Source organism: Rhizobium sp. BK098 (assembly GCF_014193155.1).
Taxonomy (GTDB): Bacteria; Pseudomonadota; Alphaproteobacteria; order Rhizobiales; family Rhizobiaceae; genus Rhizobium.
The window spans coordinates 228,512-249,900 of sequence record NZ_JACHYY010000009.1; the positions used below are offsets into that span (position 1 = coordinate 228,512).

General features: G+C 58.5%; 22 protein-coding genes and 1 tRNA gene. 10 read left to right on the top strand and 13 right to left on the bottom strand.

Annotation, left to right across the window (positions count from 1 at the left end; all coding sequences use genetic code 11):
- Window positions 1-5: 5 nt before the first annotated feature.
- The gene (locus FHT73_RS22755) at window positions 6-665 is read left to right on the top strand and encodes an NADPH-dependent F420 reductase (RefSeq protein WP_183714999.1); all 660 of its coding nucleotides are present in this window, start codon (window positions 6-8) and stop codon (window positions 663-665) included.
- An 83-nt stretch (window positions 666-748) separates the two neighbouring features.
- Here the strand turns inward: FHT73_RS22755 and FHT73_RS22760 are convergent, their stop codons facing one another.
- Entirely contained in the window at window positions 749-1,579 is an 831-nt protein-coding gene (locus tag FHT73_RS22760) for an aldo/keto reductase (RefSeq protein ID WP_183715001.1), read from the bottom strand.
- Between the two features lie 152 nt (window positions 1,580-1,731).
- On the bottom strand, window positions 1,732-2,280 hold the full coding sequence (locus tag FHT73_RS22765; protein ID WP_112607923.1) for a L,D-transpeptidase: 549 nt from the start codon (window positions 2,278-2,280) through the stop codon (window positions 1,732-1,734).
- A 148-nt stretch (window positions 2,281-2,428) separates the two neighbouring features.
- On the opposite strand from FHT73_RS22765, the gene FHT73_RS22770 reads away from it, so the two are divergent.
- Both FHT73_RS22770 and FHT73_RS22775 read left to right on the top strand, forming a co-directional pair.
- Window positions 2,429-3,112, top strand: a complete 684-nt coding sequence (locus FHT73_RS22770) for a response regulator transcription factor (protein WP_069614787.1) — start codon at window positions 2,429-2,431, stop codon at window positions 3,110-3,112.
- Window positions 3,113-3,119: 7 nt separating this feature from the next.
- Complete coding sequence (locus FHT73_RS22775; RefSeq protein WP_015341494.1) at window positions 3,120-3,575, top strand: cyclic nucleotide-binding domain-containing protein; 456 nt, start codon at window positions 3,120-3,122, stop codon at window positions 3,573-3,575.
- Between the two features lie 17 nt (window positions 3,576-3,592).
- Here FHT73_RS22775 and FHT73_RS22780 read toward each other — a convergent pair whose 3' ends face one another.
- The 6 genes from FHT73_RS22780 to tesB all read right to left on the bottom strand — a co-directional run bounded on the left by FHT73_RS22780 (window position 3,593) and on the right by tesB (window position 11,192).
- Window positions 3,593-4,396, bottom strand: coding sequence for an exodeoxyribonuclease III (locus tag FHT73_RS22780; RefSeq protein ID WP_112336296.1), 804 nt, complete (start codon window positions 4,394-4,396; stop codon window positions 3,593-3,595).
- Window positions 4,397-4,596: 200 nt separating this feature from the next.
- Window positions 4,597-5,265 (bottom strand): outer membrane lipoprotein carrier protein LolA, encoded by a 669-nt coding sequence (locus FHT73_RS22785; RefSeq protein ID WP_183715003.1) that lies wholly within the window; start codon window positions 5,263-5,265, stop codon window positions 4,597-4,599.
- A gap of 136 nt (window positions 5,266-5,401) precedes the next feature.
- On the bottom strand, window positions 5,402-8,074 hold the full coding sequence (locus FHT73_RS22790; protein ID WP_183715005.1) for a DNA translocase FtsK: 2,673 nt from the start codon (window positions 8,072-8,074) through the stop codon (window positions 5,402-5,404).
- A 274-nt stretch (window positions 8,075-8,348) separates the two neighbouring features.
- Window positions 8,349-9,716 (bottom strand): ammonium transporter, encoded by a 1,368-nt coding sequence (locus tag FHT73_RS22795; RefSeq protein ID WP_183715007.1) that lies wholly within the window; start codon window positions 9,714-9,716, stop codon window positions 8,349-8,351.
- Window positions 9,717-9,743: 27 nt separating this feature from the next.
- The gene (locus tag FHT73_RS22800) at window positions 9,744-10,094 is read right to left on the bottom strand and encodes a P-II family nitrogen regulator (protein ID WP_015341499.1); all 351 of its coding nucleotides are present in this window, start codon (window positions 10,092-10,094) and stop codon (window positions 9,744-9,746) included.
- 213 nt (window positions 10,095-10,307) lie between these two features.
- Window positions 10,308-11,192: an acyl-CoA thioesterase II gene (gene tesB, locus FHT73_RS22805; protein ID WP_183715009.1), complete on the bottom strand. Its 885-nt coding sequence runs from the start codon at window positions 11,190-11,192 to the stop codon at window positions 10,308-10,310.
- Between the two features lie 5 nt (window positions 11,193-11,197).
- Here tesB and FHT73_RS22810 point away from each other — a divergent pair, with 5 nt between their 5' ends.
- The 3 genes from FHT73_RS22810 to FHT73_RS22820 all read left to right on the top strand — a co-directional run bounded on the left by FHT73_RS22810 (window position 11,198) and on the right by FHT73_RS22820 (window position 15,935).
- The gene (locus FHT73_RS22810) at window positions 11,198-12,490 is read left to right on the top strand and encodes a ubiquinone biosynthesis hydroxylase (protein ID WP_183715011.1); all 1,293 of its coding nucleotides are present in this window, start codon (window positions 11,198-11,200) and stop codon (window positions 12,488-12,490) included.
- Between the two features lie 458 nt (window positions 12,491-12,948).
- The gene (locus tag FHT73_RS22815; RefSeq protein ID WP_183715013.1) at window positions 12,949-13,533 is read left to right on the top strand and encodes an ABC-three component system protein; all 585 of its coding nucleotides are present in this window, start codon (window positions 12,949-12,951) and stop codon (window positions 13,531-13,533) included.
- Between the two features lie 494 nt (window positions 13,534-14,027).
- The gene (locus FHT73_RS22820) at window positions 14,028-15,935 is read left to right on the top strand and encodes an ATP-binding protein (RefSeq protein ID WP_183715015.1); all 1,908 of its coding nucleotides are present in this window, start codon (window positions 14,028-14,030) and stop codon (window positions 15,933-15,935) included.
- A 190-nt stretch (window positions 15,936-16,125) separates the two neighbouring features.
- On the opposite strand, the gene FHT73_RS22825 is transcribed toward FHT73_RS22820, so the two are convergent.
- The 4 genes from FHT73_RS22825 to FHT73_RS22840 all read right to left on the bottom strand — a co-directional run bounded on the left by FHT73_RS22825 (window position 16,126) and on the right by FHT73_RS22840 (window position 18,854).
- Window positions 16,126-16,314, bottom strand: coding sequence for a Trm112 family protein (locus FHT73_RS22825; RefSeq protein WP_015341504.1), 189 nt, complete (start codon window positions 16,312-16,314; stop codon window positions 16,126-16,128).
- A 10-nt stretch (window positions 16,315-16,324) separates the two neighbouring features.
- Window positions 16,325-16,984 (bottom strand): LON peptidase substrate-binding domain-containing protein, encoded by a 660-nt coding sequence (locus FHT73_RS22830; protein WP_183715030.1) that lies wholly within the window; start codon window positions 16,982-16,984, stop codon window positions 16,325-16,327.
- A gap of 227 nt (window positions 16,985-17,211) precedes the next feature.
- The gene (trxA, locus tag FHT73_RS22835; RefSeq protein ID WP_183715017.1) at window positions 17,212-18,186 is read right to left on the bottom strand and encodes a thioredoxin; all 975 of its coding nucleotides are present in this window, start codon (window positions 18,184-18,186) and stop codon (window positions 17,212-17,214) included.
- 158 nt (window positions 18,187-18,344) lie between these two features.
- Window positions 18,345-18,854 carry a prolyl-tRNA synthetase associated domain-containing protein gene (locus tag FHT73_RS22840; protein WP_183715018.1) on the bottom strand — a complete coding sequence of 170 codons (510 nt, stop codon included), beginning with the start codon at window positions 18,852-18,854 and terminating at the stop codon, window positions 18,345-18,347.
- 244 nt (window positions 18,855-19,098) lie between these two features.
- On the opposite strand from FHT73_RS22840, the gene FHT73_RS22845 reads away from it, so the two are divergent.
- Window positions 19,099-19,173 (top strand) — tRNA-Gly (locus FHT73_RS22845).
- A 347-nt stretch (window positions 19,174-19,520) separates the two neighbouring features.
- Here FHT73_RS22845 and FHT73_RS22850 read toward each other — a convergent pair.
- Entirely contained in the window at window positions 19,521-19,811 is a 291-nt protein-coding gene (locus tag FHT73_RS22850) for a hypothetical protein (RefSeq protein WP_183715020.1), read from the bottom strand.
- A gap of 54 nt (window positions 19,812-19,865) precedes the next feature.
- Between FHT73_RS22850 and FHT73_RS22855 the strand changes: the two genes are divergently transcribed.
- From FHT73_RS22855 to FHT73_RS29820, 3 genes are all read left to right on the top strand, one after another.
- A complete protein-coding gene (locus FHT73_RS22855; RefSeq protein WP_246712193.1) occupies window positions 19,866-20,453 on the top strand; it encodes a type IV toxin-antitoxin system AbiEi family antitoxin domain-containing protein in 588 nt (195 codons plus the stop codon).
- Window positions 20,440-20,622 carry a nucleotidyl transferase AbiEii/AbiGii toxin family protein gene (locus tag FHT73_RS29815; RefSeq protein ID WP_348648150.1) on the top strand — a complete coding sequence of 61 codons (183 nt, stop codon included), beginning with the start codon at window positions 20,440-20,442 and terminating at the stop codon, window positions 20,620-20,622. Before FHT73_RS22855 ends, FHT73_RS29815 begins: the two co-directional genes overlap by 14 nt.
- A gap of 138 nt (window positions 20,623-20,760) precedes the next feature.
- Window positions 20,761-21,324: a nucleotidyl transferase AbiEii/AbiGii toxin family protein gene (locus FHT73_RS29820; protein WP_348648151.1), complete on the top strand. Its 564-nt coding sequence runs from the start codon at window positions 20,761-20,763 to the stop codon at window positions 21,322-21,324.
- Window positions 21,325-21,389: the final 65 nt, after the last annotated feature.

The following is a 21,389-nucleotide window of genomic DNA, read 5'->3' on the forward strand; positions in this document are numbered from 1 at the left end:
TTTATATGTTTGTCAGTCACAACAAGGAGCTGATAAATATGAAAATCGCTGTCATTGGTGTCGGAAATATGGGAGCAGGACTGGCGCGTCTGCTGACCGGAGCAGGGTCTGACGTGATCATCGGCCATCGCGATCCCGCAAAGGCAGTAGCCTTTGCCGCCGAACTGGGCGCTGGCATCGAAGCGGGCGGGGTTGCCGCCGTCGTCAAGCTTGCAGATATCGTCATACTGGCGCTGCCTTATGGCGCTATCGCGGAAACGTTGAAGGAAGCCGGAAATCTCAAGGGCAAGGTGCTGATCGATATCAGCAATCCCGTTACCGCAGATTTCAGCGGCCTCGTCGTCGGGCACTCGAGCTCGGCGGCCGAAGAAATTCAGGCGCTAGCGCCCGAGGCAGCGGTGGTGAAGGCTTTCAACACGATTTTCGCACCGTTGCTGCCCGCCGAGGGACGGAACGGCAAGGTGCTGCAGGTCTTCATTGCCGGAGACGACGAGAAGGCAAAACATGCCGTATCCGACCTCGTCGAATCCATCGGCTTCGAGCCGGTCAACGCTGGTCCGCTCAGCAATGCCCGTTTCATCGAGCCGATCGGCGAGATGAACATCCACTTCGGCTTCTTTCTCGGCAAAGGACCGACTGTGGCACCGGCCTGGGTTCAGGTCTGACGGCACTCAGGACGACAGGATGACAAAAGAGGCTCGGAGTCTTCACTCCGGGCCTCCTTGCATAAACTGATGGCAACCTGCTATCAAAAGCTCGCCGTCAGCGGATCCGGACCGATGCGCCCGCCAGCCGAATCGAGCTTGGCCATGTCAGCCAGATCGTCACCGTCGAGCTTGAAATCGAAAACGTTGAGGTTTTCCTCGATGCGGCTCGGCGTCACCGATTTCGGGATGACGATTAGGCCGTTGTCGATGTGCCAGCGGATGATGATCTGTGCTGGCGTGCGGCCATGCTTGGCGGCGACCTTGCCGATGACAGCATTGCTGAGAAGCTTGCCCTGGCCGAGCGGGCTCCAGGATTCGGTCTTGATGCCGAGTTTGTCGTGAACGGCACGCAGTTCCTTCTGCTGGAAGGTGGGATGCAGCTCGATCTGGTTCAGCACGGGCGTCACGCCGGTCTCGCCGATGATACGTTCGAGATGCGCGGCGGCAAAATTGGAGACGCCGATCGAACGAGCGCGGCCTTCTTCCTTGAGACGGACGAAAGCCTTCCAGGTGTCGAGATAGCGGTTGCGATGCGGCGACGGCCAGTGGATGAGGTAGAGGTCGATATAGTCGGTGCCGAGCCGTTTCAGGCTTTCGTCGAAGGCCTTCAGCGTGGAATCGAAGCCCTGTGCCTCATTCCAGAGCTTGGTTGTGAGATAGATGTCCTTGCGGGCAACGCCGGACTGGCGCATGCCTTCGCCGACGCCATCCTCGTTGGCATAGATGGCTGCGGTATCGATATGGCGATAGCCGGCTTTCAAAGCCGTGCTGACGGCCATCGGCGCGACGTTTTCCGGCGTCTGCCAGACGCCGAGGCCGACCTGCGGAATGGAATTGCCGTCATTGAACGTGGTTGTCGGTTGCGTGGTCACGATAAGTCTCCAAAGGATGAGAAGCGGGTGGGGTGTGGAGTGAAGGCGTGATTTAAATTCTAAAAGAAAAGGGGTCGGTCTGGTCCGCAAAGGCGCACCGGTCGAAATCCCATATAGTGGAGAATATCGGGATGTTAACCCCGGGCGACCTTTCAGACAACCCGGACGGTCGTACCTCTTCGCAGTAATGGCAGGATGCGCCTCATGTCGCGCAGGCTCACCGCAACACACCCGGCCGTCGGCTCATATCCCGGCCTGATCAGGTGGAAGAAGATCGCCGAGCCGCGGTTGCGCCGGCGCGAGCGCACATTCCAGTCGAGCACCAGGCAGATATCGTAAAGGCCATCCTCCCGCTGCAATTCCTCGTGGCTCGGCTTGAAGGGCGCCTTCACCGGCCTGTTGTAGTTGGCATCGTCGGGTTGATCGCACCAGAGCATATCCTTCCGGATGTGCCGCATCGGCAGGGCCGTCCGCAGGAAGCGGATCCGATCGCCGCGCGTGAAGCCATAGAGCAGCTTCATGCCCGCAATCGGCGTCGCGCCGTCGCCCTCCCGCTTCAAGATGCTGCGCCCGGACCGGCCGATTGCCGCCGGCACCGTGATGCCCCCCACTTGCACCAATGCCCGCATTTTCTTACCCGGCGCAGGCCGCACGACGATCGTCGATGCGGTCCGTCCCGCCTCCGCCCTTATCTTTTGCATTTCACTCACATGTTTTTGCTTTGCGTGTGATTTCGTTTGAAATCATAGCAGTTTCAACCAAACGACCAAGCCTGAGCCGCCTCGCGACTTGCCAAAAGTGCAATTTGGCGTAGGACTTAGGAGGAATGAGAACAAGGACCCGAACGGCATGACGGCACGCACCATTCTCCTGGTGGATGATGACAACGACCTGCGTGAGATGTTGGTCGAGCAATTATCGCTTTACGAGGAATTCAACGTCCTGCAGGAGGCGACCGCCGGAAAAGGCGTGCAGACCGCGCGCACCGTGCCCGTGGATCTCCTCATCATGGATGTCGGCCTGCCCGATATGGACGGCCGCGAAGCCGTAAAGCTGCTGCGCAAGAACGGGTTCAAGCCACCGATCATCATGCTGACGGGTCACGACACGGATTCCGACACCATTCTGGGCCTCGAAGCCGGCGCCAACGATTATGTGACGAAGCCTTTCCGCTTCGCTGTCCTCCTCGCCCGTATCCGCGCGCAATTGCGTCAGCACGAGCAGAGCGAGGATGCGACCTTCACCGTCGGACGCTATCTCTTCAAACCGAGCCAGAAGCTTTTGACCACCGAAGACGGACAGAAGATCCGCCTGACGGAAAAGGAAGCCGCCATCATCCGCTATCTCTATCGCGCCGACCAGAAGGTCGTCACCCGCGATATCCTGCTGGAGGAAGTCTGGGGCTATAATTCCGGCGTGACCACCCATACGCTCGAGACCCATGTCTACCGCCTTCGCCAGAAGATCGAGCGCGATCCCTCCAACGCCGAAATCCTAGTCACGGAAAACGGCGGCTACAAGATCATTCCATAGGCAATCGATGGCGCTGAACGACGATATCCGACTGCTGTCGCAACTGCCGCTGTTTCATGGCATGGGCGATGAGCCGCTGCGGCTGATCGCCTTCGGTGCCGATCGCCGCCACGTGAACGAAGGCCAGACGCTGTTCCGGGAAAAATCACCCGCCGAATGCGCCTATGTCATCACGCGCGGCAGTTTCGAACTCAGCACCATCGATGCTAACGGCCAGATACAGGTGGAAGCGATAGTCCAGGCCGGCACCATGCTTTCGGAGCTGGCGATGGTGACCTTGGTGGAGCGGAAATATACGGCTGTCGCCGCCGAAGAGTCCGACGTGATCCGCATCACGCGCGCCCTCTTTCACCGGTTGATCGAAGAATATCCAGACGCCGGCCTGCTGATCCAGAACCGCATCCGCGAAAACTTCGCCGCACTTGCCAGGCAAGCGGCCGCAATGCTCGGCCGGTTTTCCTGATAACACTCAATCCCGCTTCAGAGATTGAAATGCGCCACGACCGGCACGTGGTCGGACGGACGATCCCAGCCGCGCGCCGCTTTCAGAATCTCGATTCTCTGCAGATGCGGGCCGAGATCGGAGGATGACCAGATATGGTCGAGACGGCGGCCGCGGTCGGCGGCCTCCCAATCCTTGGCGCGATAGCTCCACCACGTATAGAGCTTTTCGTTTTCCGGCACCTGCTGGCGCATCAGGTCGAGCCAGGCGCCGCGCTTCATCACCTCGAGCAGCCCTTCGGTCTCCACAGGCGTATGGCTGACGATCTTCAGGAGCTGCTTGTGCGACCAGACGTCGTGCTCCAGCGGAGCGATATTGAGATCGCCGACGAGGATCGCGGAGGTGTTCTGCTCGGCATTGGCATGCAGCTTCTTCATCTCCTCGATGAAATCGAGCTTGTGGCCGAATTTCGGATTGATCGTGCGATCCGGTTCGTCGCCGCCGGCCGGCACATAGAAATTATGCAGGCGAATGCGGCGGCCACCGCGCTCGAAGATGGCCGAGATGTGCCTGCTGTCGCCGACATTGCAATAATCCTGGCGGTGGTCCTCGGTCAACGGGAAACGCGAAGCGATGGCGACGCCATGATAACCCTTCTGGCCATGAATGATGATGTGCTCATAGCCAAGCGCGCGGAGCGGCGCATGAGGAAAAAGCTCGTTCGGAACCTTGGTTTCCTGCAGGCAGAGAATATCCGGCCGGGCCTGCATGACGAATTGCTCGACGATGGGCATGCGCAGCCGCACCGAATTGATATTCCAGGTCGCAATCGAAAATCCCATGCCCGAACCTTTTCCCTAAAGCAATTCGAGGAAAAGTGCGCAGCGGTTTTCCGTCCGGAATTGCGTCAAAACAGACAACCGGATCGACTCTGCGATTCGATGAATCGCTGGTCCCTCCGGTCAGCCTAAGGCTTTAGACCGGCTGTGGCGGAAAGAAAAGCGCCATTCGCCGCTTACTATGGCTCGGATGGAGACGACGCTCAGCGCGTGTAATCGATGCGGAAAACGCTGTCGTCGAAGGCGACGTTCGTCTTTACGTTGTTGATGATCACATCGGTCGTCTTGCCCTGCGGATCGATGACGGTCCATTGGCGCAGGTCATAGGACTTCGAATCGAAGATCATCGTGATGGTGGAATCGCCGAAGACAGTTCGGTTGCCGAGCGTGATCTTGGTGAGATCCGGCTGCGAATCGACGTTGCGCACCATATCTGCGGAAAGGTCGATCTTGTTGGCCAGCAGCAGGCCCAGCGGCGTCTTCGACAGCTGATACATGTTCCTCGTCTGCGTCTGGTCGTTGATGACCTGCACGTTGTTCCCGTCGCAAATTACGCGCATGCGCGACGGCGGATCGTAGTTGAAGCGCATCTTGCCGGGCCGCTGGATGAAGAAGGCGCCGCTCATCTGATCGCCGCGCGGGCCGATCTGCAGGAAGCCGCCCTTCATCGACTTGATGGACGAAAAATGATCGGCGATGGCCTGAGCGATGTTGGGATTGAGGGTAGCGGCCGCCGGCTGCGTCTGTGCTTGGGCCTGCGCGAAAGCCGAAACCGGCAGAGCGCCTGCCGCGCCGACAGCAACCGCAGCGCCGAGGAAATGCCGGCGGGTGAGGGAAAGTCGGCTGGACGGCTGCGCATCAAACTTTGTCATCGAATTCTCCTTCATGCTTCGTCCATGGCGCGCAAAATCGGCGTCTTCATGGCGCAACGGCCCAAGGCCGGTAAGGGGCGGCGATCAAATTTCTCTGAACATAGACGGGATATGCCACACGGAAAGGCGCGTTGCCTCAGCGATCCAGAATATCGGCTTCAGTCGGGACGAGAATTTCGCGCTTGCCGGCATGGTTGGCCGGGCCGATCAGGCCCTCCTGCTCCATGCGCTCGATCAGCGACGCCGCACGATTGTAGCCGATGCCGAGACGGCGCTGGATATAGGAGGTCGAGGCCTTGCCGTCACGCAGCACAATCGCAACCGCCTGATCGTAGGGATCCTCCGAATCGGAAAGATTGGAGGTGCCGACCGGGCCATGGCCGTCATCGTCCTCGTCGTCATCAGCGGTAATGGCATCGAGATATTGCGGCGCGCCCTGTGTCTTCAGATAGGCGACGATATCCTCCACCTCGCCATCTGAGACAAAAGGTCCGTGGACGCGCTGGATGCGCCCGCCGCCGGCCATATAGAGCATGTCGCCCATGCCGAGGAGTTGTTCGGCCCCCTGCTCGCCGAGGATGGTGCGGCTGTCGATCTTCGACGTTACCTGGAAGGAGATGCGGGTCGGGAAATTCGCCTTAATCGTGCCGGTAATGACATCCACGGACGGGCGCTGCGTTGCCATAATGACATGGATGCCAGCCGCACGTGCCATCTGCGCCAGACGCTGCACGGCACCTTCGATATCCTTGCCGGCGACCATCATCAGGTCGGCCATTTCGTCGATGATGACGACGATATAGGGCATGGGCTTCAGGTCGAATTCTTCCGTCTCATAGATCGCCTCGCCGGTCTGGCGGTCGAAGCCGGTCTGCACGGTCCGGCTGATCGCCTCGCCCTTGGCGACGGCCTGCTCGACGCGGCTGTTGAAGCCGTCGATGTTGCGCACGCCGATCTTCGACATCTTCTTGTAGCGCTCTTCCATCTCGCGGACGGTCCATTTGAGCGCAACCACGGCCTTCTTCGGGTCGGTGACGACAGGCGACAAGAGGTGCGGAATGCCGTCATAGACGGAGAGTTCGAGCATCTTCGGATCGATCATGATCAGACGGCATTGCTCGGGCGTCATGCGGTAGAGCAGCGACAGGATCATGGTATTGATCGCAACAGATTTACCCGAGCCGGTCGTACCTGCCACGAGCAGATGCGGCATCTTGGCGAGGTCGGCAATCACGGGCTCGCCGCCGATCGTCTTACCGAGCGACATCGCAAGCTTTGCCTTGGAGGTCTCGAAATCCCGGCTGGCTATGAGCTCGCGCAGATAGACCGTCTCGCGCGTCGAGTTTGGCAGCTCGATGCCGATCGCATTGCGGCCGGGAACGACGGCGACGCGGGCAGCGATTGCGCTCATCGAACGGGCGATATCATCAGCAAGGCCGATGACGCGGGACGACTTGATGCCTGGCGCTGGCTCCAGCTCATAGAGCGTGACGACCGGACCGGGGCGGACGTGAATGATTTCGCCCTTGACGCCGAAATCCTCCAGCACGCCTTCAAGCATGCGCGCATTCTGCTCCAGCGCGTCAGCCGAGAGCGTCGCATCGCGGGCGACGGCCTTCGGCTCGGCAAGCAGATGGACGGCGGGAAGCTGGAAGCCATAGGGACGAATGAAGGAAGTCTGCGCCTCCCGCTCAGCCCGCGCTCCAGGCTTCGGGCGCGGAGCGGCTGGGGTGACGCGATGGCCGGCGGCAGCTCCCTTCGATGCAGCCGGGGCTAACGGCCAATCTTCATCCCCATCGTCAGGCAGAATATCGGCAGGACGCCGTGGATCGCGATCATAAAGAGAATCCTCGTCCTCATCCTCGTCATCGCCGAGGCTGATCGAGGGCGCGGAAACGACGCGCCGGGCGGCGGGGCCATCCATGGACGGCTCGAGACGGTCACCGCGCACCATCGGCGCCTTGGCACGCACGGGCTCGTTCAGCGTGCCGAATTCGTCATCATTGAAATCGTAAGGCGCGTCGAAGGCATGGTCGCGGCGCTTGCGTGGACCCATGCCGAACAGCCGGCGCAAGCGGGCCTGCGTGTTGTACCAGGCATGCATGACGGCGCCGAAGGCCATGAAATTGCCAAGGAAGCTGCCGCGGTCGTCATCCTCGTCCACGTCGCCCACCCGACGGGCGCGGCTGCGGGTTTCCTCGTAATCGTCCTCATCCTCCTCGTCTTCCACGAGATTTTCGCCGATGACGCCGGAGGCAAAGAGCATGAGCCAAATGGCCGGAACGGCGAGAACCGAACCGATGATGATGGCGACGACCCCGCTCGGATAGGTGCCGATGAAAAGGGCCGGGAGGCGTAGCAGAAGATCACCGACGACACCGCCGATGCCGTTCGGGATCGGCCAGGTCGGCGGGGCGGGAAAGCAGGCGATCGAGCCGGCTGCGACGATGCAGCCGCCGAACCAGGCGCCGAGGCGCGAGGGTACCCGATGAAGCTTGCGGTTGGTGATCAAAGCAAAGGCCCAGGCGACGACGGGCAGCATCGCCAGAAGCGAGGTGAGGCCGAGCGACTGCATCATGACGTCGGCAAAGGCGGCGCCGGGAAAGCCGAGCAGGTTGGTCGGCGCATTGGCAGTTGCGTAGGAATAGCTGGGGTCCATGACGTTCCAGGTCGCCAGCGCCGCAACGGCGAGCGCCAGCAGGAACAATATTCCAAAGCCCGACAGCCCCTTGATCTGACGCCAAACCACGCTCGAAAGCGATAAACGGTCGGGGCGACCGCTCAACGCCGCCGAATTGCTTCTGCCCATGATATCAAGCCCCGTTCCAGTCCAAAGCGCAAGCGAATCGGTCTATGCCCACTCGCCGGCAGGTTAGCCATACCTAATCAGAGGAGGGTTAATGGCATGTTAACCATGCATGCCGAGCCGGGAGATTACGGGGCTTTCGCCAGTGGATGTGATTGCACCAAAGAAAAGGGCCCGAACCGAGGTCCGGGCCAAGAGCGGCCTATTTACGATGAAACAGGACGCGACGGGATGTTCAGCGAGACCGGAAACTTTGCTCCGGTCTCGCAAGCTCCGATCAGGAATTGTGGTAGGCGGCTTCGCCGTGCGAGGCGAGGTCGAGACCTTCGCGCTCGGCTTCCGGAGCGACGCGCAGACCGATGATGACATCGACGACCTTGTAGAGGATCGCCGAGCCGATGCCGCACCACAGGATGGTCGTGACGACGGCGGTCAGCTGGACGACGACCTGGCTGCTCATGGTGACGCCTTCGGCATAGCCGACGCCACCGAGCGAGGCGCTGGCGAAGACGCCGGTTGCGATGGCGCCGAAGATGCCGCCGATGCAGTGCACGCCGAAGACGTCAGCCGTGTCGTCATAGCCGAACTTGTTCTTCACGACCGAGACGAAGAAGTAGCAGAGCGGCGAGACGATAAGGCCCATGACGATCGCGCCCATCGGACCGGCGATGCCGGCTGCAGGCGTGATGGCGACGAGGCCGGCAACCATGCCCGAAGCGCCGCCGAGCATGGAGGCCTTGCCGCGGGTGAAGGTTTCGACCAGCGACCAGGAGATGATGGCAGCTGCGGTTGCGATGAAGGTGTTGACGGTTGCGAGCATTGCGCCGCCGGATGCTTCAAGGTTCGAGCCGGCATTGAAGCCGAACCAGCCGACCCAGAGCATGGATGCGCCGACCATGGTCAGCGTCATGGAATGCGGAGCCATCATGTCCTTGCCAAAGCCGACGCGCTTGCCGACGAGGATGGCGCCGACGATGCCTGCGATACCGGCATTGATGTGAACGACAGTACCGCCTGCGAAATCGAGCGCGCCCATCTTGAAGAGCATGCCGTTGGAATCCCACACCATGTGAGCGATCGGGAAGTAGACGAAGGTCGCCCACAGCGCGCAGAAGAGCACGGCCGCGCCGAACTTGATGCGCTCGGCGAAGGCACCGATGATCAGGGCCGGCGTGATGGCGGCAAAGGTCATCTGGAACAGCATGAAGATGAACTCAGGAATGACGACGCCCTTGGAGAAGGTTGCAGCCGTCGTCGAGGTCGAAACGCCCGAGAGGAACATCTTGGCCGTGCCGCCCCAATAGGGGCTGGTGCCGCCGCCGAAGGCGAAGGAGTAGCCGTAGAGAACCCAGATGATCATCACGACGGCGCCGATCATCGTGCATTGCATCAGGACCGAGAGCATGTTTTTGGCGCGGACAAGACCGCCATAGAACAGCGCAAGGCCCGGAACGAGCATGAAGAGCACGAGAATGGTGGAGATGAACATGAAGGCGGTGTCGCCCTTGTCCGGAACCGGAGCGGCGGCGGTCGCAGCCGCAGCAGCCGGGGCGGCCTCCTGCGCAAAGGCGATCGCCGGCGCAAGCAAGGCCGCAGAAAGCGCGCCCACCCGTGTCAGGGCAGAGGAAAGCTTGGAAAATGACATGCAAATAACTCCCTGGTCCGCCGTGTCTTACAGCGCTTCTGAATCGGTTTCGCCCGTACGGATGCGCACGGCATGGTCAATGGAATAGACAAAGATCTTGCCGTCGCCGATCTGGCCGGTCTTGGCGGCCGATGCGATGGCCTCGACGGCCTTGTCGACGGTTTCGGATGCGACTGCGACTTCGATCTTCAGCTTCGGCAGGAAGCTCACGGCATATTCGGTGCCGCGATAGATCTCGGTATGCCCCTTCTGGCGCCCGTAGCCCTTCACTTCGGTCACAGTCAGGCCCTGGATGCCGACAGCCGTGAGGGCCTCACGGACCTCATCGAGCTTGAACGGCTTGATAATGGCCATCACAATTTTCATCTGGTTTCCCATCCTTTGTTAGCCTCGGCGCGGAGCCGACTCTCCTTGCCGCCGACGAGTGTTTCTGCAGCGACTGGCCATACACATTCAAAGGGCGTGCCAGATTCGTGACACATTTATAACGTATTGAAATAAAACAGATTTATTGCGCAGAACCAATAAAGCGGCATTTCTCGCCAAAAGAGCAGCACAAATAAAGTGCAATTTTATAAAATTGCACTTTATTTAATCATTTGCCTTTTTACGAATCAGGCCTTCCTGCGCTACCGACGCAATCAGGATACCAGATCGCGTAAACAGGCTGCCGCGCGTAAATCCGCGGGCGCCGGAGGCGCTCGGGCTCTCCTGGCTGTAGAGCAGCCAGTCATCGAGCCTAAACGGTCGATGGAACCACATGGCGTGGTCGAGGCTCGCCACCTGGACGCTCGGGTCCAAGACCGATGTGCCATGCGCGTTCAGGGAAACATCGAGCAGCGTCATGTCGGAGAGATAGGCGAGCACCGCATTCTGGTAGAGCCGGTCATCCGGCACCGGTCCCGTCACCCGAACCCAGATATTCTGCCGCTGGCTCGGCTGTGCGCGGGAGAAATAGCTCTCGATCGACACCGGCCTGATTTCGATCGCCCGCTTGCGCTCCCAGTAGCGGCGGACGTTCTCCGGCGCGTGGGCGAGATAGCGCTGCTTCACCTGCTCCTCGTCCATCAGCTCCTCCGGCATCGGCACATCAGGCATATCGCCCTGATGTTCGAAGCCGGGCTCGTCGACCTGGAAAGAGGCGGTCAGCGCAAAAATCGCCTTGCCATGCTGGATGGCCAGCACGCGCCGCGTATTGAAGCTCGAGCCATCGCGCAGGCGATCGACCTGATAAAGGATCGGCACTGAAGGATCGCCCGGCAGCATGAAATAGGCGTGCAGCGAATGCGCGAAGCGATCGCCATCCACAGTCCTCTGCGCCGCCATCAGCGCCTGGCCGATGACCTGCCCGCCGAAGACGCGCTGCCAGCCGACCTGCGGGCTGTTGCCGCGAAACAGGTTCATCTCGATCGTTTCGAGATCGAGCGTCGCCAGTACGGTTTCCATCGGGGTGAGCTTCTCGGTCTCTCGCGACATTTTGCTTGAACTCCCATGGTAGGAACCGTCAACAGGATGCTCTATATAGAGCAGTACGTGACAGTAAGACACAGGGAAGCGCTATGTTGGACATGCTGGTAGTGGGTGGCGGATATGTGGGTCTTGCCGCAGCAGTCGCAGTCAAGCAGGCCGCACCTCACCTCGACGTCATGATCGTGGAAGCCGCTCCCGAAACAGCCTGGAAGAAGGACATGCGGGCATCGGCGATCATCGCCGCCGCCTCGAAGATGCTCGATGTTCTCGGTGTCTGGAACGAAATCGCGCCTGAGGCCGAACCGATCACCCGCATGATCGTCACCGATTCGCGCACCGGCGATCCCGTCCGCCCGGTCTTCCTCACCTTCGACGGCGAAGTGGCCGAGGGTCAGCCCTTCGCCCATATGGTTTCGAATATGACCATGGTCGGGGCGCTTCGCGGTGCCTGCGAACGCTTGGGCATCCCGATCAAGCATGGCCTCAGCGCCACTGGATTCACGACTGACGACAACAAGACCACCCTCACCCTCTCGGATGGCAGCACGCTCGAAACGCGGCTTCTGGTCGCCTGCGACGGCGTGCGCTCCAAGCTGCGCGACATGGCCGGTATCAAGACCGTCAATTGGGATTACGGCCAGTCCGGCATTGTCGTCACCGTCGAGCATGAGCGCCCGCATGGCGGCTGCGCCGAGGAGCATTTCCTGCCCTCCGGCCCCTTCGCCATCCTGCCCTTGAAAAACAACCGCTCCTCGCTTGTCTGGACGGAGCGCACCCCCGACGCAGAACGGCTGGTCGCCTCGGACGATCTCCTCTTCGAGGAGGAGCTGGAACGCCGCTTCGGCCACAAGCTCGGCGCGCTCACCACCGTCGGCGAGCGCCGCGCCTTCCCGCTCGGCCTCACGCTTGCCCGCGCCTTTGTCGCGCCGCGCTTCGCGCTCGCAGGGGACGCAGCCCACGGCATCCATCCGATCTCCGGCCAGGGCCTCAATCTCGGCTTCAAGGACGTGGCCGCATTGGCCGAAACCATCGTCGAGGCCGACCGCCTCGGCCTCGATATCGGCTCGATCAACACCCTCGAACGCTACCAAACCTGGCGCCGCTTCGACACCTTCCGCATGGGGGTGACGACCGACGTGCTGAACCGGCTCTTCTCCAACGACAACACACCGCTGCGCATCGCTCGCGACTTCGGGCTGGGGATCGTCGACCGCCTGCCCAGCCTCAAATCCTTCTTCATCGGCCAGGCCGCGGGCACGACCGCGAAGGACAATCCGCGGCTGCTGGCTGGTGAGGCGATTTGAAGCGAGACCGGGAATTGGAAGGGTGTAATTCGCCGTAGATGTCTGCCACGGGGCCGATTGCCGACTGTCCGCTTCTGGGGAGCGAACGTCAAAAGCGGACTCACGCTCTCTGCAAGCTCCGCGATAGTAAACACTTACGGCATAGCGGCATCAGAAGCTATATTCTCTCTTTTTTATGATCTAGTTTCTCTCTCGAACAATCTACGATTGACGACGCAGAATATTTTGGCAGATTGGAAAATATCAGGTGGTCGATCTCGCGCAAGTCAACGGGTTGGAGGGATTTTGGAACTCTTGTCGAAGTACTTGGAAGTGGTCACAGGGGTGATTGGCTTCCTCTTGGGAAGTGGCGTAACGCTAACGGTGCAGAAATTCCGTCAAGGCAGCAATGCGAGTTACTCCGATCAACGCAATTCAAGGGTTGGCGGCGATCAGGCAGGCCGGGATATAAATAAATCGTGAGTCTAGTCAGTACAAGTAATCTCGGCAAGTCGCACGTCGCCGGCGATCAAGCTGGAAACAACATCACCAAAATCACGAATTACAATCAGATCGATGGCGTAAAACCATCGCAAGTAAATCGGCTCCTGAAACTTCTCTCCGACCAGATTTCGAAAGACGAGTCAATGGTCGGATTCGTGGACGACTTGCAATTCTTCATCGACAATCGAGATGGGGAGACTGTGGTTGGATTGAAGCAGAAGCTCGACTTTTGCGGCCGCGGCGCCGCGTTCAATGATGCCAAAAAGAAAAAGGAACTGTTCGCAAAGCTTCTTATGAGGTTCGAGCGGTTCTCCAGCGCGCAACAGCTCTTCGCCTATATTATGGCGGCAATACACGAGACATTTGACACGAAGATTATCCCATCGACTTCATCGTTATCACCGCAGGAAATTGACGCGATGATCGAAGCCGAGGTCGTCGACAAAATCATGAGCGAAATCGGCGACGGTTCAGACCACTTGACGCTGAACAGAACCCATATCAAGGGAATGATATACTGGCTGGCAGACAAATGTTACGTCAGGTGGCACTGTGATTAACATTACATACCTCCCTGCGAACGATCCGTTTCATGCGGTCTTCCGCATGTTCGTTCTCTTCCCGGCGCATGAGTCAGCTAGCTGCTCGTATGAGTCGGCACGGATTCTTGATTTTTACGTATGTTTTCCTGTCTTGATCTCGGAATTCAAGTGTCCAAGGCCCTTGGTAAAGCTCCATAACGCTCTAAAGCGGCGGTATATTCCCAACACCTACCAGGTAACACCAAAGCCTGCGGTCCTCTTCAACCGAATGCGTGCAGCCCAGAGCGCGGCGGCAAGCAGTCTACAATCATACGGCTTCATCGAGCCTAAGGCTTTCAAGGAAGGGACAATTTCCCGAACCGGTAAGGAACTGCCCGACCGTGTTTCCGCGACGGTAGAGGAACATCACAACGAGCACGCCGAGTTGATTGAATTCTTATGCGAGCTCAAGGCGTACAGCCCGTATGGACCGAATGGCCTCCGAGCAAGAAGTGAGCTTGAGGAACACCGATATGACGATGTTTAAGCCGAACATTCGCGTTGAGCGTCTTCAGGTCACTGCCAAGGGCAAACTGGTCTATGATGAGCGCTTTCATTCCGGTCTGAACATCATTCGAGGTGAAAACAGCTCGGGAAAGTCCACGCTGATGGACTTCATATTCTATGCGTTGGGAGGAGATCTCAGTGACTGGCGAGAAAGCGCGATGCGCTGCGACACTGTAATCTTGCAAGTCGCGTTGAATGGAAAATCTGCGACGTTTGCTCGAGACATCAGCGACCAAATCGGTCGTCCCATGCGCATATTCATCGGTACGATCGACGAAACGTACTCAGCGCGCCAAGAGCAATGGCAAGTCTACCCCTATGCACGAGGCACAAAGGATAGCTTCTCCCAAGTGATATTCCGTTTTCTGGGCTTACCGGAAGTTCAGTACGCGGAAACCGACACAAAAATTACGATCAATCAGGTGTTGCGTCTTCTGTATGCCGACCAATTAAGTCCAGTGGAGAAGCTTTTCAGACCGCAGCGGTTCGATGACGCGATCACTCGGCAAACCGTGGGCGAGCTGCTTTGTGGCGCGTTCAGCGCCCGGTACTACGACGCCCAAATTCGTTTGAGCCAGGCGAGTAAGGAGCTTGATATTGCAGAAGCGCAAATCAAGGTCATCATCAGATCTCACGGCCGAGATGGACACCCCTTGACAAGGGAGTGGTTCGAAACCGAGACGGCAAGTTTCAACCGGCAGCTTGAAGAGACCAATAACGAAATCGCGGCGCTCGAAGAGCAAATTTTCCACAGTCAGTTTGATGATCGGTTGAGCCTCAATGACCAGGAAGAGACGTATAAGAACATCGTCTTGCTGCAGGGCAAACTTGCCCGGACACAGGAGCGCATCGACACCTTGGAGCTCGAGCGAGCAGATTCCCTGCAGTTCATAAATGCACTCGACGAGAAGCTCACGCAGCTCCACCAATCCGATACAATAATCGATGAATTCAAGACGCTGGAGTATGAATACTGTCCCGCTTGTTTGGCGCCCATCGATAAGCACGATATAGAGGGAGCATGTGGCCTGTGCAAAACGCCTTATGACCCGCGTGAGACGAAAGCGCGTTCCCTCAAACTGATCAACGAATTTGCCCGTCAACGCCAGGAATCCCTGGAACTTCAAGCGGAGCGCGTCGACGAGATCGAGATGCTGCGCGAAGATCTGGCTACCACTCGAGCGCTATGGCAACAAGCTTCTCGTCATTATCAGGTGGCAGTAAGATCGCCGACTACCGAGTTACGTTTGCGCCTTCGCGAACTCAATCGGGCCGCTGGATACCTCATGAGGAAGATTGAAGATCTTGCAGGCAAAGCTGGTGTGATTGAACAGCTAGCAGCCTTATCGAAGTCCGCGGAAAATCTCAGATCCGAAATCCAAAGCCTGAAAACGATCATCGGTTCAGAAAAACTGAGGAACGCCAACCAGGTTGCAACGGCGAAGACTGCAATCGCGGATCTCGTTGTTGAATTTCTGAAGCGCGACTTGGCCCGCCAGAGCACGTTCCAGAATGCGGAAACCGTCACATTCGATTTCGATGGTGACCGGATAGCCGTCAACGGCGACAGCTTTTTCTCTGCCAGTTCGATGGTCTATCTCAAGAATAGCTTCCTAGCGGCATTCTGTTTTGCAGCGGCGCAAGACCCATCATTCAATCATCCCAGATTTCTGCTGATGGACACGGTAGAAGACAAGGGCATGGAGCCGTTGCGAAGCCAGAATTTTCAAAAGCTCCTATTCGAGTATTCTCGCGACGCAGCATCGGAGAATCAAATAATTATCGCCACCTCTATGATCGCGCCGGAACTGAATATTCCTGAGATCACGGTCGGCGATTTCTATACTCACGACAAGAGAACGCTGACGTTCTGAACGCCCACATACACGATAAAACTGTAGTGCACGACATTATCACGCCGCTCAAACGAGTAGCTTCAACGACTGCTTTTGGCTCCTGCTCAAGCATGTTCGACGACAACTATGAAGGCGCAAATTTGCCATTCCTTTGATCCCCGAGAGGAACGGCCAGCTTCTAATTCACAATCCCGAAAGAAAACCCGCCTCAATCCTCGATACGTCTCGCTTCCGAAATCAGCATGATCGGAATGCCGTCGCGGATCGGATAGGCAAGGCGCCCCTTTTCCGAGATCAGCTCGTTCTTTTCTCGATCGTAACTTAGCGACCCCTTGGTCAGCGGGCAGACGAGGAGATCGAGCAGTTTCGGGTCGACTTTGCTGACCGTAACATCCATCGGCAAGCTCCTACTGCATCAGCGAATCGGTGTCACCCGAGCCGGCCAGCACGATCTTGACGATGGCGATGAAGGTTTCGGCGCGGGTTTTGAGATCCGGGGCTTCCAGAAGAGCCTGCTTTTCAGCCGGATCGAAGGGCGCCATCATCGAGAGCGAATTGACCAGCATCATATTGTCGGCCCGCTCGACGCTTTCCCAATCCGCCTCCAGCTTGTTGGCTTCCAGATAGGCCCGGAAGGCCGAAAGCAGTGCGGCGCGGTCGACCGTATCCTCTTCATGGTGCGACTTGAGGTCGGAGATGAAAGGCGTGATGCGGAAGGTGCGATAGGGCTGGTGCGTGGTGATTTCATCCATCAGCCGGAAACGGCATATGCCGGTCAGTGCGGCAATATAGCGTCCGTCGCCGGTTTCGGCGATGGAGGTGATGCGTCCCAGGCAGCCGACATGCGAGAGGTTCGGCGATTCGGCCGGCTCGGAAAGGGCGGGCTGCACGATGCCGATGAGCCTGTTGCCGGCGATCGCCGCATCGAACATGGCAAGATAGCGCGGCTCGAAGACATTAAGCGGCAATTGCGCCCCGGGCAGCAGCAACGCACCGGACAAGGGAAAGACAGCAACCGATTCGGGCAGATCGCTTGGCTTCAAATATCTGGCATTGCCGACTTGCATCTCTTCCATCCCGCTAGAACACCGCGCCGCCGGCCACGGTGGGCCGCACAGGAACGACACACATCGCGGTCGCTTCCCGTCCCGCGACACGTCGTCAGACAATGTGAGCCCGTCTGCCGAAAACACAAGAGTATTTTAGCCGAGGTGCCGATACGCCGCGTTCATCTAAACAAACGATCGCGCGAAATGTTTCGCACGATCGCCATCTACATCAGGAAAACAGGCTCTTACGAAAACAGAATGGAGGAAAGCTTGCGCCGTGCCGCGATCGTGGCCGGGTCCTTGGCGCCCCATACCTCGAAGAACTCCAGGAGCTGGCGGCGCGCGCCGTCGTCGTCGTAGCTGCGATCCTTGCGCATGACGGTCAGAAGATGCTCGGCCGCCTCCTCGCGCTTGCCCTCGACATTGCGGATCTTGGCGAGCTTGATGCGCTGCTCGTGATTGTCGGGATTGAGGGCAAGCTCATGCTCGATCGCCACGGGATCGCCGAGCTTGCGGGCCTCGTCGATCTGGTCGAGCTTCTTCACCACAGCCTGGATGCCGGCATCGTTGGCGAGGGTCTCCGGCAGGTCGGCAAGCGCTTCGCGGGCGCGCTGGCTCTGGCCGGCGGCGATCATGCATTCCGCCATGCCGGCGAGCGCCTTGGCATTTTCGGGATCCGCCTGCAGCACCGCACCGAAGAGCTCGGCGGCACCATTGACATCACCGGCGGCAAGCAGGCCGCTCGCCTCTTCCAGAACGGCGGCTATTTCCGCCGCCTGATCGTCCGCACCGCCCGCTGGGCCGCCGAGACGATCGATGAACTGGCGAACCTGGCTCTCGGGAACAGCACCCATGAAACCATCGGCCGGACGGCCGTCGACGAAAGCGATGACGGCCGGGATCGACTGGATGCCCAGCTGGCCGGCGATCGAGGGATGATCGTCGATGTTCATCTTGACCAGCTTGACGCGCCCCTGGGCTTCAGTGACCACCTTTTCGAGAACCGGCGTCAGCTGCTTGCACGGGCCGCACCAGGGCGCCCAGAAATCGACCAGCACCGGTTGCCGGCGTGATTCTTCGATAACATCCTTGGCGAAGTTGGCAGTCGTTGTGTCCTTGATCGGCGAAGCGCCACCGGCTGCCGGCGCGCCGCCGTAGGATGCCGAGGCCGACATCTGCCCGCCGAAGGAAGCGTTGTAGGGATTGTTCGAACCGCTCATGAGTGTCTCCCGCCTGCCGGCATCCTTGATCTTATGGAGAGCATGATTTCCAAACGAACCGATAAAGTTCGTCTGGCAGCACGCCGAATGGAATGGTCAAAGCACACGGACAGCTCGAAGAGAAGCCGCCTGCCATATCTTAGCGCTAAAATCGTACGTTAGCTCGTCACTTTCAAGACTAGCGGCGTATGACCCGTCGCCTCCATGAAGCGCAGGAGATCGCCGCTGGCAATCGACGTCGTCGCATCGTTCGACAGAGGATGGCAGTTGATGATGTCATGCGCCATCAAATCGGCATCGAGGACGAAGGTAACGTTGTTGGCGACGTCGTTGATCGCACCGAAAGCCGTAACCGAGCCCGGAATGACGCCGAGATATTCCATCAGCTTTTCCGGCTTGCCGAAGGACACCTTGCTCGCCGCACCGATCTGGGTGTGAACGGTCTTCAGATCGACGGTCGCATTCTCCTCGACGGTCAACAGGAAGAAATTGTCCTTCTTGTCCTTCACGAACAGGTTCTTCGTATGGCCGCCCGGAATCTCGTCGCGCAGCGACACCGATTCGGCGACGGTGAAGACTGGAGCATGGTCCTTGGTCATATGGCTAATGCCGAGCTCGTCCAGGAATCGGAAAAGATCGTCGCGGGTTTTTGGAGTGGTCTCAGTCATGACGTCTCGCAATGAAAAATGGTTCGCCCCTGATACGTCGCTCACAATTTCATTGCAATCTTCGAGACGGCAAAGCCCGGCGTTTCCGGGCTTTCCGAGAGCTTATGGAAAGAAGATGCATTTTTTCTTCGCGAACTCGTCATTTCCCTGTTGCATTTGAAAAATGGTTAGGCCATATAGCGCCCGTCGCCGCAAGACGACGCCCAGCGGTCCAACACACTACCCCGGATCGCGACGGGAATGAGCGGGTGTAGCTCAGGGGTAGAGCACAACCTTGCCAAGGTTGGGGTCGAGGGTTCGAATCCCTTCGCCCGCTCCAGTTCTCTCAAGAAAATCAGACGGTTAATGGTTTTGCTGAGAGAACTGATATTTGCGCTTTCCATTAAGATACCACCGAGATACCACCAATCGCCTTAGTTCGTCGAGAATTGGTGCGACGGACACAGGAATGGCTGGCGATCAGCTGAGCTCTGTCCAGACTAGCTTGGGCTTGACCTTATCTGTCATGTGAGGCTTTTCCACCGATATCAGCCCTTCCGATAAGCGCGTCTTTCTGCAACCCAATCTTTATCGGGAAAGTGCTCCTGGCACCAATAGCTGTTTTGGTCCTTGACCGGCTCATTGCCAAGCATGCCCCAACCATCCCAGCCCTTATTCCGCATGTGCCTAGCATTCGATGCGCTTCGCAAGAGCAACCCGACGGAAGACAGCACGCTTGGGATTGGACTCAAGCCAAATCGCTGAAACTTGATTGAAGCTGGTAGGCCCAGCGATCGGTCGCCACACCGTGCGATCAACGCGCAAAATCTTTGCAAGGCTCTCGCTGACCAGAGTGACGCCCTTGCCGAGTTGAACCTCCATGAAAATAGTGGATTGGCTGACAGCACAATGCCGAACGACCGGCGCCTCCGTCGATGTCGTGATATGCGCCAGAAGATTTGGGTCGAACTGCGCCATATTTTCTCCAGTCGGAATCAGGAGTTGTTCGCCGGCCAGATCTGCTCTCTCTGCATGGATTTTCCCATTATCTCGAACGGGGAGGATCGCCACATTCACCTCTATGGCCCACATCTCGCTCCGGCATGGCTCAACAAGCTGCCCTTGACGGTGGCGTTCCACTACCACAACAGCGAAACGCTCTTCGCAAATGATCCAATTCATTTCGGCTTGACAAGCCGTACGTGGAATATCCGAGACGGCGGCGCCATCGAAATCGACCCTCAATATGCGCCGTCGCTCAGCGTGATGCCTTGGGGACAATGGGAGTGGCCGCTGACGCTGTCTACGCCGGAGCGCGCGGTCCTCGAAATGCTCGACGGCTTGCCACATGAGGCAAGCTTCGAGCAGGCCGACAAATTCTTCGAGAGCCTGACCACCCTCAGGCCACGCCGTCTGCAAACGCTGCTTGCTGACTACAAGAGTATCAAGGTCAAGCGGCTGTTCTTCTTCTTTGCCGATCGTCATCAGCATCCCTGGCGAAAGCATCTGGACAAGGATGTCATCGATCTTGGTCGTGGCAAGCGCTCGCTGGTACCCAGCGGCCGTCTCGATCCGACCTATCTCATAACCGTGCCGGAGGAGTTCCATGGCAATCGATGAGCGCTATCGGAAACAGGCGGCACTGCTCGTGCAAACCATTCCAGCCGTGGCAGCAGAGGACTGCTTTGCGCTCAAGGGCGGCACCGCCATCAATCTCTTCGTCCGCAATATGCCGCGCCTGTCGGTCGATATCGACCTCACTTTTCTGCCGGTGGCATCGCGCGCCTAATCGCTGGCGGCAATTGAGGCAGCACTTCTGCGCATCAAGGATCGCATTTCGCGGACCATCGACGGTGTTCATGTCGCCGAGAGCCGCCACTCCGACGGCACGCTCGCCCGATTGATCGTCTAGCGCGGCCGGACCCAGGTGAAAATCGAGGTGACGCCCGTTCTGCGCGGTTGTGTGTTTGCACCAGAGGAGCGGCCCGTATCCGAACAGGTCGAAGAGAATTTTGGTTTTGCGGAAATGCGGCTCGTCTCTTTCACCGACCTCTATGCCGGAAAGATCATGGCAGCACTTGATCGTCAGCATCCCCGCGGCCTGTTCGACGTGCGGGATCTTCTGACTCACGAAGGCATAAGCGATGACCTCAGGAAAGCGTTCATCGTCTATCCCATCAGCCACGACAGTCCGATCGCCGCCGTCCTTGGGCGGGGGCAGCACGACATTGCAGAGGAATTCCGCCGGAACTTCCAGGGGATGATAGCGGAGACGCTGACGTTGGAAGAGCTACTGGAAGCCCGTCGGGCGTTGGTGGACAGGATCGTTGGCGAGATGCCAACCGCACACCGAGAATTTCTTGTCAGCTTCAAGGTCGGAATGCCAGATTGGGATAAGCTCGGTGTGCCGGGTGCGCCGGAACTGCCCGCCGTAAAATGGAAGCAACTCAATCTCGACAAACTAGGTCCTGTTGACAAAGTCTGTGACTGAGGTGAACTTCTCGCAATGCAGTTTCGCAACATCATTGAGCCTCCCGTTCAGGGGCAAGCATACCG

Excerpts from the sequence above, each read along its gene's own strand:
- FHT73_RS22825 (WP_015341504.1), bottom strand. The coding sequence starts at position 16,314 with ATGGATGTTACGGTCAGCAAAGTCGACCCGAAACTGCTCGATCTCCTC.
- FHT73_RS22855 (WP_246712193.1), top strand. The coding sequence starts at position 19,866 with ATGGATTTTCCCATTATCTCGAACGGGGAGGATCGCCACATTCACCTC.
- FHT73_RS22770 (WP_069614787.1), top strand. The coding sequence starts at position 2,429 with ATGACGGCACGCACCATTCTCCTGGTGGATGATGACAACGACCTGCGT.
- FHT73_RS22840 (WP_183715018.1), bottom strand. The coding sequence starts at position 18,854 with ATGACTGAGACCACTCCAAAAACCCGCGACGATCTTTTCCGATTCCTG.
- FHT73_RS29815 (WP_348648150.1), top strand. The coding sequence starts at position 20,440 with ATGGCAATCGATGAGCGCTATCGGAAACAGGCGGCACTGCTCGTGCAA.
- FHT73_RS22775 (WP_015341494.1), top strand. The coding sequence starts at position 3,120 with ATGGCGCTGAACGACGATATCCGACTGCTGTCGCAACTGCCGCTGTTT.
- FHT73_RS22795 (WP_183715007.1), bottom strand. The coding sequence starts at position 9,716 with ATGTCATTTTCCAAGCTTTCCTCTGCCCTGACACGGGTGGGCGCGCTT.
- FHT73_RS22785 (WP_183715003.1), bottom strand. The coding sequence starts at position 5,265 with ATGACAAAGTTTGATGCGCAGCCGTCCAGCCGACTTTCCCTCACCCGC.
- FHT73_RS22850 (WP_183715020.1), bottom strand. The coding sequence starts at position 19,811 with ATGGCGCAGTTCGACCCAAATCTTCTGGCGCATATCACGACATCGACG.
- FHT73_RS22790 (WP_183715005.1), bottom strand. The coding sequence starts at position 8,074 with ATGGGCAGAAGCAATTCGGCGGCGTTGAGCGGTCGCCCCGACCGTTTA.
- FHT73_RS22780 (WP_112336296.1), bottom strand. The coding sequence starts at position 4,396 with ATGGGATTTTCGATTGCGACCTGGAATATCAATTCGGTGCGGCTGCGC.
- FHT73_RS22755 (WP_183714999.1), top strand. The coding sequence starts at position 6 with ATGTTTGTCAGTCACAACAAGGAGCTGATAAATATGAAAATCGCTGTC.
- FHT73_RS22820 (WP_183715015.1), top strand. The coding sequence starts at position 14,028 with ATGACGATGTTTAAGCCGAACATTCGCGTTGAGCGTCTTCAGGTCACT.
- FHT73_RS22830 (WP_183715030.1), bottom strand. The coding sequence starts at position 16,984 with ATGCAAGTCGGCAATGCCAGATATTTGAAGCCAAGCGATCTGCCCGAA.
- trxA (WP_183715017.1), bottom strand. The coding sequence starts at position 18,186 with ATGAGCGGTTCGAACAATCCCTACAACGCTTCCTTCGGCGGGCAGATG.
- FHT73_RS22800 (WP_015341499.1), bottom strand. The coding sequence starts at position 10,094 with ATGGGAAACCAGATGAAAATTGTGATGGCCATTATCAAGCCGTTCAAG.
- FHT73_RS22765 (WP_112607923.1), bottom strand. The coding sequence starts at position 2,280 with ATGCAAAAGATAAGGGCGGAGGCGGGACGGACCGCATCGACGATCGTC.
- tesB (WP_183715009.1), bottom strand. The coding sequence starts at position 11,192 with ATGTCGCGAGAGACCGAGAAGCTCACCCCGATGGAAACCGTACTGGCG.